Annotated in this window: 11 protein-coding genes and 1 pseudogene; 7 read left to right on the forward strand and 5 right to left on the reverse strand. The window is 73.1% G+C overall.

Annotated features, from left to right (window positions below):
* Positions 1-103 precede the first annotated feature (103 nt).
* A pseudogene (locus ABZ281_RS17655) lies at positions 104-1,085 on the forward strand (aldo/keto reductase).
* A gap of 262 nt (positions 1,086-1,347) precedes the next feature.
* On the opposite strand, the gene ABZ281_RS17660 reads toward ABZ281_RS17655, so the two are convergent.
* A complete protein-coding gene (locus ABZ281_RS17660; protein ID WP_356656440.1) occupies positions 1,348-2,130 on the reverse strand; it encodes an SDR family oxidoreductase in 783 nt (260 codons plus the stop codon).
* Positions 2,131-2,180: 50 nt separating this feature from the next.
* The gene (locus tag ABZ281_RS17665; RefSeq protein WP_356656442.1) at positions 2,181-3,215 is read right to left on the reverse strand and encodes a Gfo/Idh/MocA family oxidoreductase; all 1,035 of its coding nucleotides are present in this window, start codon (positions 3,213-3,215) and stop codon (positions 2,181-2,183) included.
* Positions 3,216-3,351: 136 nt separating this feature from the next.
* On the opposite strand from ABZ281_RS17665, the gene ABZ281_RS17670 reads away from it, so the two are divergent.
* The 4 genes from ABZ281_RS17670 (at position 3,352) to ABZ281_RS17685 (ending at position 7,780) form a co-directional block, all read left to right on the forward strand.
* Entirely contained in the window at positions 3,352-4,659 is a 1,308-nt protein-coding gene (locus ABZ281_RS17670) for a multidrug effflux MFS transporter (RefSeq protein ID WP_356656444.1), read from the forward strand.
* On the forward strand, positions 4,602-5,780 hold the full coding sequence (locus ABZ281_RS17675) for a serine hydrolase domain-containing protein (RefSeq protein WP_356656446.1): 1,179 nt from the start codon (positions 4,602-4,604) through the stop codon (positions 5,778-5,780). Before ABZ281_RS17670 ends, ABZ281_RS17675 begins: the two co-directional genes overlap by 58 nt.
* Positions 5,781-6,365: 585 nt before the next feature.
* Positions 6,366-7,349, forward strand: a complete 984-nt coding sequence (locus tag ABZ281_RS17680; RefSeq protein WP_356656448.1) for a small ribosomal subunit Rsm22 family protein — start codon at positions 6,366-6,368, stop codon at positions 7,347-7,349.
* Positions 7,350-7,426: 77 nt separating this feature from the next.
* The gene (locus ABZ281_RS17685; RefSeq protein ID WP_356656450.1) at positions 7,427-7,780 is read left to right on the forward strand and encodes a hypothetical protein; all 354 of its coding nucleotides are present in this window, start codon (positions 7,427-7,429) and stop codon (positions 7,778-7,780) included.
* Here the strand turns inward: ABZ281_RS17685 and ABZ281_RS17690 are convergent.
* Both ABZ281_RS17690 and ABZ281_RS17695 read right to left on the reverse strand, forming a co-directional pair.
* Positions 7,747-9,117, reverse strand: coding sequence for a S28 family serine protease (locus ABZ281_RS17690; protein WP_356656452.1), 1,371 nt, complete (start codon positions 9,115-9,117; stop codon positions 7,747-7,749). The two genes, ABZ281_RS17685 and ABZ281_RS17690, sit on opposite strands and share 34 nt — an antisense overlap.
* 133 nt (positions 9,118-9,250) lie before the next feature.
* Positions 9,251-9,460, reverse strand: coding sequence for a DUF6243 family protein (locus ABZ281_RS17695; protein WP_356656454.1), 210 nt, complete (start codon positions 9,458-9,460; stop codon positions 9,251-9,253).
* 117 nt (positions 9,461-9,577) lie between these two features.
* Here ABZ281_RS17695 and ABZ281_RS17700 point away from each other — a divergent pair, with 117 nt between their 5' ends.
* On the forward strand, positions 9,578-10,219 hold the full coding sequence (locus ABZ281_RS17700; RefSeq protein WP_356656456.1) for a TetR/AcrR family transcriptional regulator: 642 nt from the start codon (positions 9,578-9,580) through the stop codon (positions 10,217-10,219).
* Here the strand turns inward: ABZ281_RS17700 and ABZ281_RS17705 are convergent.
* Positions 10,198-11,055, reverse strand: coding sequence for a glycerophosphodiester phosphodiesterase (locus ABZ281_RS17705; RefSeq protein WP_356656458.1), 858 nt, complete (start codon positions 11,053-11,055; stop codon positions 10,198-10,200). The two genes, ABZ281_RS17700 and ABZ281_RS17705, sit on opposite strands and share 22 nt — an antisense overlap.
* 207 nt (positions 11,056-11,262) lie before the next feature.
* On the opposite strand from ABZ281_RS17705, the gene ABZ281_RS17710 reads away from it, so the two are divergent.
* On the forward strand, positions 11,263-11,833 hold a 571-nt coding region (locus tag ABZ281_RS17710; protein WP_356656460.1), incomplete at its 3' end, for a bifunctional DNA primase/polymerase.

An 11,833-nucleotide genomic window follows, 5' to 3' on the forward strand; every position in this document is an offset into this window, starting at 1 on the left:
ATCGGCACGTCCACTCAACGAGTCACACCCGTCCAGGTACCGGTCACATCATCAGATCACCCGAACCGGTCATGTGCGGAGGATGGGACTAGCCTCTCCCGGCATGGAGACCACAAGGCCGCTGGGTCGCAGCGGCATCGAGGTGAGCGCACTCGGCTTCGGCTGCTGGGCGATCGGCGGTGAATGGCAGGCCGCGGAGGGCAGCCGCTCGGCTGGGGCAAGGTCGACGACGAGGAGTCGGTACGGGCCGTGCGGCGCGCCCTCGACCTGGGTGTCACCTTCTTCGACACCGCCGACACCTACGGCGCCGGGCACAGCGAACGTGTGCCGGGCCGGGCCCTCGGCAAGCGCAGGGCCGATGCCGTCGTCGCCACCAAGTGGGGCAACGTCTTCGACGAGGACGCCCGCGCCCTCACCGGGAGCGACGACTCCCCGGCCTATCTGCGCCGCGCCCTGACCGCCTCCCTGCGCCGGCTCGGCACCGACTACGTCGACCTCTACCAGTTTCATCTGTCCGATGCCGTTCCCGAGCGGGCCGCCCGCCTCCGGGAGGCGTGCGAGGAACTGGTCCGCGAGGGGCTGATACGGGCCTACGCGTGGAGCACCGACGACCCCGACCGCGCCTCCGTGTTCGCCGAAGGCCCGCACTGCGCCGCCGTCCAGCACGCTCTCAACGTCCTCCAGGACGCGCCCGCGATGCTCCGGCTGTGTGTGGAGGCCGGCCTCGCCAGCATCAACCGCAGCCCGCTCGCCATGGGGCTGCTCACCGGGAAGCGCCGCGACGGGCAGGCGCTTGAAGCGGGGGACATCCGCAGCAGACCCCCGGCCTGGCTGCAGGGATTCGGTGACTCCGGCGCCGACCCGGAGTGGCTCGCACGCGTCGACGCCCTCAGAGGGATCCTCACCAGCGGGGGTCGCACGTTGCCCAGGGCGCCCTGGCCTGGCTGTGGGCACGCAGCCCGCGCACGGTTCCCATCCCGGGCTTTCGTTCGGTCGCCCAGGCGGAGGAGAACGCGGGGGCGTTGCAGAAGGGAGCCCTGTCCGGCGCGCAGCTCATCGAGGTCGACCGGCTGCTCGGGCGGTGATCCCCGTCCGGTCCCTGATGTGGGCGGCAGGCGTTCCACGCGCACCGGTGCGTACTCCGCGGTCCCTCGCGGAATCCACCCCCACCCGGTGCCGTGGAACGACTGCCGCCTCCCCCCTGGATGTGGCTGACAGGAGCTCTGTGCTCCAAGTGTGAAGCTTTGGTGTAGGAGATTTGAGCATAGGCGCCCTATCGGCCGCAATAGGGCGGACGTTCGCATTCCGATTGTGCAGGTTGACGAGTTGACGAATGTCGCCGCGCGCTCAGCCGCGTCCCACGTACGGCATCGCCGTCGCCAGTACGGTCGCGAACTGCACGTTCGCCTCCAGCGGCAACTCCGCCATGTGCCGCACCGTGCGGGCCACGTCCGCGACGTCCATGACCGGTTCCGGGGCGACTTCCCCGTTTGCCTGCAGGGCTCCCGTCTGCATACGGGACGTCATGTCGGTGGCCGCGTTGCCGATGTCGATCTGCCCCACCGCGATCCCGTACGGCCGCCCGTCCAGGGACAGGGACTTCGTCAGGCCGGTCAGGGCGTGCTTGGTCGCCGTGTAGGCCACCGACAGCGGGCGGGGTGTGTGCGCGGAGATCGAGCCGTTGTTGATGATCCGGCCGCCCTGCGGGTCCTGCTGCTTCATCTGCCGGTACGCCGCCTGCGCGCACAGGAACGCCCCGTTGAGGTTGGTGTCCACCACGTGCCGCCAGGCCTCGTAGGGCAGTTCCTCGACCGGTACCCCGCCGGGGCCGAACGTGCCCGCGTTGTTGAACAGCAGGTCCACCCGGCCGAAGCGCTCGACGGTCGCGGCGAAGAGGGCGCTCACGTCCTCGGGGCGTGAGACGTCCGTCCGTACGGCGAGAGCCGCCCCGGCGTGTGTGCCCTCGTCCGTGCCCTCGGAAGCCAGGGCCGCCGTCTCCTCCAGCGTCTCGACGCGCCGGCCCGCGAGCGCCACCGACCAGCCCGTTCGCAGCAGTTCCACGGCGACCGCCCGGCCGATGCCGGAGCCCGCCCCGGTCACCACCGCGATCGCATTTTCCTTGGCATTCATGGGCCCGCAGCGTACGGGAGGCACGTCCATGCGCCCTGCGGGAACAGGGCTCAGGCGGGCGTGAGCTCAGCCGTGAGGTCCTCGTCCGGGGTCTCGCCCGGGTAGCGGACGCCGACACGGTCGCGGATCGCGTCGAGCGTCCGCATCACGGCGAGCGTGCCGTCGAGCGGCACCAGCGGCGACTCGGTCTCACCCGCGCGCACGGCCCGCATCACCTCCAGCGCCTCGTGGCGCATGCTGTTGCGGGGCCCGTCCGCCGGGTCCGCCGTGAACTCCTCGGCGTCGCGGCCGTCCCGGTGCAGGACGAAACGGTCCGGGAAGAAGAACCCGTGCGGGATGTCGATCCGGCCCCGGGATCCGGTCACCGAGGCGGCGGTCGCCGTACCGCCCACGATGGAGCAGTGCACCGAGCCGAGCGCCCCGCTGTCGAAGGACAGCACCGCCGCCGTCTGGAGGTCGACGCCCTCCTCGGAGAGCACCGCCCGCGCCGCGACGTCCGACGGCTCCCCGAGCAGCAGCTGTGCGAACGACACCGGATACACGCCGAGGTCGAGCAGCGCGCCGCCGCCCAGCTCCGGGTTGCGCAGCCGGTGCGAGGGCGGAAAGGGGCCGGCCAGCCCGAAGTCGGCCTGGACGCTGCGGACCTCGCCGATCGCCCCGTCCTCGACCAGCGCCTTCAGGCGCCGGACCAGCGGGTTGCAGTACATCCACATCGCCTCCATCAGGAAGCGCCCGTGCTCCCGCGCCAGCGCGACGAGTTCCTCCGCCTCGCGCACGTTCAGCGTGAAGGGCTTCTCGCACAGCACGTGCCGCCCGGCCGTGAGACACAGCCCGGCGGCGGCCCGGTGTGCCGTGTGCGGGGTGGCGACGTAGACGACATCGATGTCCTCGTCCTGCGCGAGCGCGTTCCAGTCGCCGTAGGCCCGGGGGATCCCGAACCGCTCCGCGAACGTCTTCGCCGACGCCTCCGACCGCGACGCCACCGCCACGACCTCCGCGTCCGGCAGGTCGATCAGGTCCGCGGTGAACGCGCCCGCTATCCCGCCGGTCGCCAGGATCCCCCACCGCACCGTGTCCGCCGTCATCGCGCCCCGCCTCCACCTCGTGACCCTGAGCATTCCGTACGAGCATTCCGTACGAGCCGTCCGTACGAGCAGTCGTACGAGCATTCCGTACGAGCTGAGAGCATAGGTGGCGATCGACTTTCAGAGGGAGGGACTCATGCCCGAGGGTGGGGCGTCCATATCGAACACCGCGCAGGAGGCCGCAGCCGGGACGGAGCGGCCCGACCGCACACCGCAGCGCCGCACCGGGCTCCTGGTCACCTTCCTCCTCGGAAGCCTGACCGCCGTGCCCCCGCTGGCGATGGACATGTACCTCCCGTCCCTGCCGGAGGTCACCCGCTCCCTGCACGCGCCGGCGGCGACGGTCCAGCTCACGCTCACCGCCTGCCTGGCCGGCATGGCGCTCGGACAGCTCGTGGTCGGGCCGATGAGCGACCGGTGGGGGCGCCGCCGCCCGCTGCTGGCCGGGCTCGCCGTCTTCGTCGTCGCCACCGTCCTGTGCGCGCTCGCGCCCACGGTCGAGCTGCTGGTGGCCTGCCGGCTGGCCCAGGGCCTCGCGGGCGCCGCCGCCATCGTCATCGCCCGGGCCGTCGTCCGCGACCTCTACGACGGCATGGCCATGGCCCGCTTCTTCTCCACCCTCATGCTGATCTCCGGGGTCGCCCCGATCGTGGCGCCGCTGATCGGCGGGCAGATCCTGCGCGTCACGGACTGGCGGGGCGTGTTCGCCGTCCTCACCGTCGTCGGCGTGCTGATCGGAGTCCTGGTCTGGACACGGCTGCCCGAGACCCTGGCGCCCGCCGAGCGGCACAGCGGCGGCGTCGGCGAGGCCCTGCGCTCGATGCGCACCCTGCTCGCCGACCGGTCCTTCACCGGCTACACGCTCACCGGCGGCTTCGCCTTCGCCGCTCTCTTCGCCTACATCTCGGCCTCCCCCTTCGTCATCCAGGAGATCTACGGCGCCTCCCCGCAGACGTTCAGCCTGCTGTTCGGCGTCAACTCCGTCGGGCTCGTCCTGGTCGGCCAGATCAACGGCAAGATCCTCGTCGGCCGGGTCAGCCTTGACCGGGTCCTGGGCATCGGCCTGGCGATCGTCATCACCGCCGCGACCGCCCTGCTGCTGATGTCCCTCGGCGTCTTCGGCGAGGTCGGTCTGGTGCCCGTCGCCGCCGCGCTGTTCGCGCTGATGTCCGCGATGGGCATCACCCTGCCCAACACCCAGGCCCTCGCCCTCATGCGCACCAAGCACGCGGCGGGCTCCGCATCGGCCCTGCTCGGCACCACCTCGTTCCTCATCGGCGCGATCGCCTCCCCGCTCGTCGGCGTCGCCGGGGAGGACACCGCCCTCCCGATGGCCGTCGTCCAACTGGCCGCCGCACTGGTGGCACTGGCCTGCTTCATGGGAATGTGCCGACCCTGGAAGAAGGAGAGCGGCCGCGCGAGCGTGGAGGGAGCAGTCAGCTGAGCGCACCCAGACTGCGCGACGGCACGCCGGAGCGGGCCGGACTCGACCCCGCGGAGCTGCGTCACCTCGTCCGGGAGGTCCACGTCCTCACCACCGGGCGGCGCCCCTGGGCGCCCGGCGCCGTCCTGGTCGTCGGACGCGGCCCGGTGATCGCCGTCGAGGAGGCGGCGGGCTGGGCCGTGCGCTACGCGGCCTACGACCCCGACGCCGACGCCGGGGTGGAGCTGCCCCCCGAGGACCGGGTCCCGATGACCGTCGGCACGCCCTTCGACCTGGCGTCCCTCACGAAACTGTTCACGTCCGTGGCCGCCGTGCAGCAGATCGAGCGCGGCACGCTCGGCATCGACGCGAAGGTCGGGGCGTACCTGCCCGACTTCACGGCCGCCGCCCGGCACGGCATCACCGTACGGCAGCTGCTCACGCACACCTCCGGGCTGCGGCCCGAACTTCCGCTGTACGACTGTGCCGACGACGCGGCGCGGCTGGCGGCGCTCCAGGCGGACCCGCCGGTCGGGGTGCCGGGCACGTACTGCTACTCCGACCTGAACATGCTGCTCCTCCAGTACGTCCTGGAGCGGGTCACCGGGCGCACGCTCGACGTCCTCGTCCACGACGGCATCACCCGGCCGCTGGGCATGACGGCGACGGACTTCGGACCGTGCCCGGGCGCGGCGGCGACGGAGGACCAGCGCCGGCCCTGGGCGAAGGTGGACCGGGGGATGCTGCGGGGCGAGGTCCACGACGAGAACGCCTGGGCGCTCGGGGGCGTGGCCGGCCACGCGGGTCTGTTCTCCACCGGCCGGGACCTCGCGGTGTTCTGCCGCACCCTCCTCGCCGGCGGCTCCCACGGGCCCGCCCGCATCCTCGGCCCCGACTTCGTCGAGCTCCTCTTCACCCCGCCGGGCCTGGGCTTCTCCCTCGACCAGCCGTGGTTCATGGGCGACCTGGCGGGCCGCGGCGCGGCGGGCCACACCGGGTTCACGGGCACGTCCCTCGTCCTCGACCCGGCCACGGACACGTTTCTCGTCCTGCTCACCAACGCGGTCCATCCGCGCCGCCGCCGCCCCGACAGCGCGCCGAGAGCGGCAGCGGCGTCGCGGGTGGCGCGGGCGGTGCGGTGACGCTTCCGCGGGCTTTCGAGGTGTCTGTCCGGGCGGTGCGGTGAGATCGTGCCGGGGCGTTGGCGCGGCACAGGTGGGCTCCCGCCTGGGGTGAGCCACCGCCGCGGGGGCTCCGGCGAGAGGCGAGCCCGAGGTGTCCGGGCGCTGCGGGCGGGTGTGGACTTGTGCCGGGGCTCCGGCTGGGGCGAAGCCCAGCTACTGCCGCGGGCGGCGCCGGCGACGACCTGCCGCACCGGCGCAGCCCCGGGGAGTCGGCGTCCTCCGGCCGCGGCCTGGTGCTGATCGAACTACTCGCGCAGGCCTGGGGCGTCCCTCCCGGGTGGGATGAGCCTCTGCCGGCGTCGCCCCTCCCGGGTGGGAGGAGCCCTCTGCCGGCGTCGCCCCTCCCGGGTTGGGTGAGCCTCCTCTGCCGAGGGCTGCCCCCCTGGGGCGAGGTGAGCCTCTGCCGGGCTTCGGCGCGAGGTGAGCTGCCCCCGCGGCTCCGCCGAGGGGTGGGCCGGCCCCACGATTCCCGGCGGGAGGCGGGCCGGGGAGGTCCGGGCGAGCGCCGTCCCGCCGTTCCGGCGCGCCTCGTAGAATCGCCGGGTGAACGCCCCCGCACCCCCGGCCGAAAACCTCCGCGCCGCCCTCGCCGGTCTGCTCGACGGGCTGCCGCCCCGGCAGGCCTCGCAGGCGGTCGAGCGGCTGATCGCCAGCTACCGGGGGGCCACCCCGACCGACGCTCCCATCCTCCGGGACCGGGCCGACGTCGCCGCCTACGCCGCCTATCGGATGCCCGCGACCTTCGAGGCCGTGCGCTCCGCGCTGGAGGCGTTCGCGGACGCCGCACCCGACTGGGTGCCCGGCGGGCACACCGACCTCGGCGGGGGCACGGGCGCCGCGGCCTGGGCCGTGAGCGCGGTCTGGGGCGGGCAGCGGCCCGTCACCGTCCTCGACTGGGCCGAGCCCGCGCTCGCCCTGGGGCGCGAGATCGCCGCGGCCAACCCGGACCTGGGTGACGTCCGCTGGCACCGCTCCCGGATCGGGACGGCGCTCACCCTCGAGAGCACGGATCTCGTCACCGTCTCCTACGTCCTCAACGAGCTGACCGCCGCCGACCGCACCGCCCTCGTCGACGCCGCCGCGGCCGCCGCCCGGGCCGTCGTGGTCGTCGAACCCGGCACCCCCGACGGCTACGCCCGGCTCATCGAGGCCCGCGACCGGCTGATCACCGCCGGCTTCCGGATCGCCGCGCCCTGCCCGCACAGCGCCGCCTGCCCCATCGTCCCCGGCACGGACTGGTGCCACTTCTCGGCCCGGGTCAGCCGCTCCTCCCTGCACCGCCAGGTCAAGGGCGGCTCCCTCGCCTACGAGGACGAGAAGTTCGCCTACGTCGCCGCCGCCCGCTTCCCCGTCGAGCCGGCACCCTCCCGGGTCGTCCGGCGCCCCCAGATCCGCAAGGGCCAGGTCCTCCTCGACCTGTGCGAGAGCGAACCATCCCTGCGCCGTGCCACCGTCACCAAGCGCCACGGCGACCTGTACAAGGCCGCCCGGGACGCCGACTGGGGAGACGCCTGGCCGCCCTCCTGAGCTTCTGTCAGATACGCATAAGATCAACTCGCGCCCTCGGGCGTGTGCGACGCGTACCACTGAAACGGGAGGACATTGTGAAGAAACTGCTGATCGCTCCGCTGGCGGCGGCGGCCCTGGCCCTGGCCGGGTTCGTGCCGAGCGCCTCCGGCACGGCGACGGTCGGGAACGACGACATAGCCACCGTCGCGGCGACGGCGAGCTGCAAGAGCCTCACGGCTCTGTCGACCGTTCACGTCCGCAAGTCGGCCAGCACCAAGTCCACCAGCCTGCGCCTTTGGTACAAGGGCACCAAGGGCTGCGACATCAAGGGCGTCGACGGCGGTTCGTACAAGAACACCTGCGGGATCGACAGCTACCACTACTGGCGCAAGGTCAACTACCGCGGCACCGTGGGCTACGTGCCCAACGTGTGCGTGAAGTACTCCTGACCCGCCCAGCGGACCAGCGTGTCCTCCGCCGCCGTCCGGTCGGCGGGGGACAGGTCCGCGAGATCGGCCCCGTGATTGCCGCCCCGCACCCACAGCACCCGTGAGTCCGGTCCCCCGGGGCGGAAGTGCTCGGCGACGGCGGGGTCCTGCGTGCCGTTGACGAACAGCAGCCTGCTGCCGCGCCGCCGGACCCAGCGGTCGATGTCGGGCATGGCGGCCCGGTCGAAGCGCAGGGGGACGTCCCGGGGGACGAAGCTGCGCGGCTCGGCAACGCCGGGGTGACGGAGCAGGTCGGCGAGGTGGGCGGTGGGGACGCTGACGTACCCCAGCTGGGTGCCGATCTGGTACCAGTATGGGATGTAGTTCCGGGCGGTCGTGTCGGCGTACAGGGCCAGACCCGCCGTGTCGTCCAGCCAGGTGTACAGCTCGTCGGGCGTGGCCCCCGGGGCGGGGATCGCGGCGACGTCGGCCGGTGTGCCGCGCTGCCAGAACATGAACGGCGCGCGCAGGACGGCGATTTCGAGGGCCTTGTCGGCGCTGCCCACGAGCCGGAAGGTGTCGCCGGTGGCGGCCGCCCAGGCCTCGTAGTGGGCGACCAGGTCGGCACGGCGCAGCAGGATCGCCCGCTGGACAGCCTTCAGGGCCTCCCGGGCGGCGGGGGTGCCGACCGTCTCCAGGAAGCGGAGATACGCGGAGTCGTCGCGGTCGTCGACGTTGTTCGGGGCCGAGTAGACCACCGTGCCGGCCACGTCATGCGGGTGGAACCGGCGGTGGTAGACGCTCGCCATGCCGCCCTTGCTGCCGCCGGTGGAGATCCACCCGCCGGGGTACAGCCGGCGGAAGAGCCGCACGACGCGGTGGTGGTCGTCGGCCGCCTGGCGGACGGTGAGGTGCGTGTAGCCGGGGCCCACGGGGCGTGAGGTGCCGAAGTAGCGGTGTTCGACCTGGAGTTGGTTGGCGCCGAGCAGGACCGCCGGTTCGCTTCGCCGTGGCGTGAGGACCGCTTGGTAGCCCGTGCTGAACAGCACGGTGGGGCGGTCGGCTGCGGCGTGGAGCAGGGTGAGGCGCTGCTCGAAGGTGCCTGCGGCGGGGTTCGTGTGGTCGACCGGCTGGCGCAGACCCAGGACGAAGTGCCGGTACCCCGGTTCGGCGTCCTGCCGCTCCTCGATCAGGCGCACTGCGGGCAGGGCTCGCAGGGCGTCTGCCACATCGGCGTCGCCGGGACGGGCCGTTGCGGCCGTGGCCCGTGCGGGTGGCGCCGTCGTGACGGCCGGTCCCGCCGCCGGGAGGGCCGTGGCCGCCGAGGTGAGCAGCCGTCGTCTGGTCCAAGCGCTCATGAGCCGAGTCCTCCCGGGTGTCCATGGGGCGGGTGTCCGCCGGTCGCGGGCCGCGACCGTCTCAGTACATCCGCCGGAGCGCCGGGGTGGTCCGCCCGCGCGGGGGGTCCGCTCTCCCTCGCGCGGGGGAGGCTCACGACGCCTCGCCGGCCGTGCCCTCCTCCCGTACCTCCTGCCGCTGCCGGCTCTCCTGGAGCTTGCGCAGCAGTTCGCGCTTCTGGGCCTGCGGGTCGAGGCCGCCGCCGATCCGGCCGCGCCGGCCGCCGCCGCGCAGCTCCCTGCGGCCGAGGTTCTTGCGCGATCCGCCGACACCCAGCATGTTTCCGGCTCCGCCTCGGGCCATCTCGGGCTCCTTCCGTGGTCACTCGGCACCGCTTATCGCGACGAGACGGTTCGTCTCGTGCGCATCGCTCCACTGTCCGCGAGACGCTCCGTCTTGTCAACCTGATAAATTCAGACCATGGCCGTCCAGAAGTCCACCCAGCCCGCCCCCGGCAAGCCCGCCCCCGACTCCACCCGGCGCAGCGAGAAGTCCCGCCGCGCCATCTACGACGCCGCCCTCGCGCTCGTCGTCGAGGTGGGCTACCCGAAGACCACCATCGAGGGCATCGCCGCCCGCGCCGGTGTCGGCAAGCAGACGATCTACCGCTGGTGGTCGTCCAAGGCGGACGTCCTGATGGAGGCGTTCCTCGACCTGGCCGGGCAGTCCATGGAGGAGTCCGGGCCGGCGCCGTACACCTTCCCCGACACCGGCGACCTCGCCGCCGACGTCAAAGGCGTCCTGCGCGCCACCGTCGACCAGATGAACGACCCCAGGTTCGACGTGCCGTCCCGCGCGCTGGCCGCCGAGGGCGTCGTCAACGAGAAGCTCGGACGCGAGCTCGTCGCCAAGCTGATGCAGCCCTCACTCGACCTCTACACCGGCCGGCTGCGCGCCGCGCAGGACGCCGGCCAGGTACGGCCCGAGATCGACCCGCGCATCGCCCTGGAGCTCTTCATCTCCCCGCTCGCCCAGCGCTGGCTCCAGCACACCGGCCCGATCTCCCACGAGTACACCGACACCCTCGTCGACTACGCCCTTCACGGACTCGCCCCGCGCTGAGCGGCCCGGGCCAGGCGCCCCGGCGCGTCCGTGATCACGCCGCCGCAGCCCAGCGCCAGCACCCGGTCCCGCTGCGCGTCCGTCAGCACGGTGTGCGCCCACACCCGCGCGATCCCCGAGTTCACCGCCCGCACCAGGTCCGCGTCGCGCGCCCGGTGGTCCACGTCCAGCAGGTCCACGAACGACCGCCAGCGCTCCGGGCGGTCCGTGCGCAGCTGCTCCGCCGAGCGCCACAACTGTGAAAGCAGCCCGAGGCGGTGGACGCGGCGGGCCACCTCCGGGTCGTTGGAGTTCACGAACACCGAGCGGGTCAGACCGCGGGCCCGGATCAGCCCGGCCAGCCGGTCCAGGCTCCGCGGGTCCTTCGCCTCCAGCATCAGCACGATCCGGCCGCCGAAACGATCCAGCACCTCGGCGACCGTCGGCGGCCGCTCCGACCGCCAGCTCCCCGGGAGCCTGTCCTTCGGGCGCAGCCGCACGCCCTGCCACTCCCGGGCGTCCAGACCGCCCACCGCGCCGCCCAGGTAGGTGGTGCGGTTCAGGGTCTCGTCGTGGAAGACCACGGGCGTGCCGTCGCGCAGCAGCCGCGTGTCGAAGTCCAGCGCCTGTGCCGTCCCGCGCGTGTAGGCGGCCGTCAGCCCCGCCATGCTGTTCTCGGGGACCTCACGGGCGCCGCCGCGGTGCGCGACGTACGTGATCCTCGGCAGGGCCGCCACGGTCAGCGGACCCGCGCCCCACTCCAGCGGGGCCGGGGCGCGACCGCCGGGTCCCGTGAGGGTCAGCGAGACCACGGAAGCCACGGAGGCCAGACCCGTCAGCACGATCCTTGTGACCATGGCGACCACGGTAGGACGCCATGTCATGTCAAAGCGGGCAATGACACCCGATCATGCCGAGAGCGGGGATCGCCGTTTCTCCTCCCATCCAACGCCCCGTGTACGTTGCGTCCCCGGTGTCCCGGATGTGGGCACTGGCCCCCCGGTGCGCGGGAAGATGGGACGATGAGGCATGCTGTTCCGCACGACGGCGAGGCGAGGGGATAGATGAGCGCGGAGTTCGGCGGCCGGAGCGGCCTGCAGGGCAAACTCACCCAGTGGCTGCGCGCCGGGCGCCGGCCGAAGGAGACCGCCGGGGACGGCGGCCGTGAGGCCCTGCTGCTCGCCGCCGCCGACGCGGGACTGCCCCTCGCGCCCGCGGCCCACCCGGCGGCCGGGTACCGCTGCTCCTGCGACCGGGTCGGCTGTCCCACCCCCGCCCGGCACCCGGTGTCCTTCGCCTGGCAGACGCAGTCCACCACCGACCACGCCCAGATCGAGCGCTGGGCCCGCCACCAGCCGCAGGCCAACTTCATCACCGCGACCGGCATGGTGCACGACGTCCTCGACGTGCCCCTCGACGCCGGTCGCGACGCGTTGGAGCGGCTGCTCGCCGCCGGTGTCGAGGTCGGGCCGGTCGCCGAGAGCGACGACGGCCGCCTGCTCTTCTTCACCCTCACCCGCGGTACGCCCGAAGATGAGGACGAGTGGTGGCCGTGCGAACTGGACTGCCACCCCGAGACGGCGGACGAGCACCCCGGGCTGCGCTGGCACTGCCGGGGCTCCTACGTCCTCGTGC

It is taken from the genome of Streptomyces sp. NPDC006265, from assembly GCF_040613555.1.
Classification (GTDB): Bacteria; Actinomycetota; Actinomycetes; order Streptomycetales; family Streptomycetaceae; genus Streptomyces.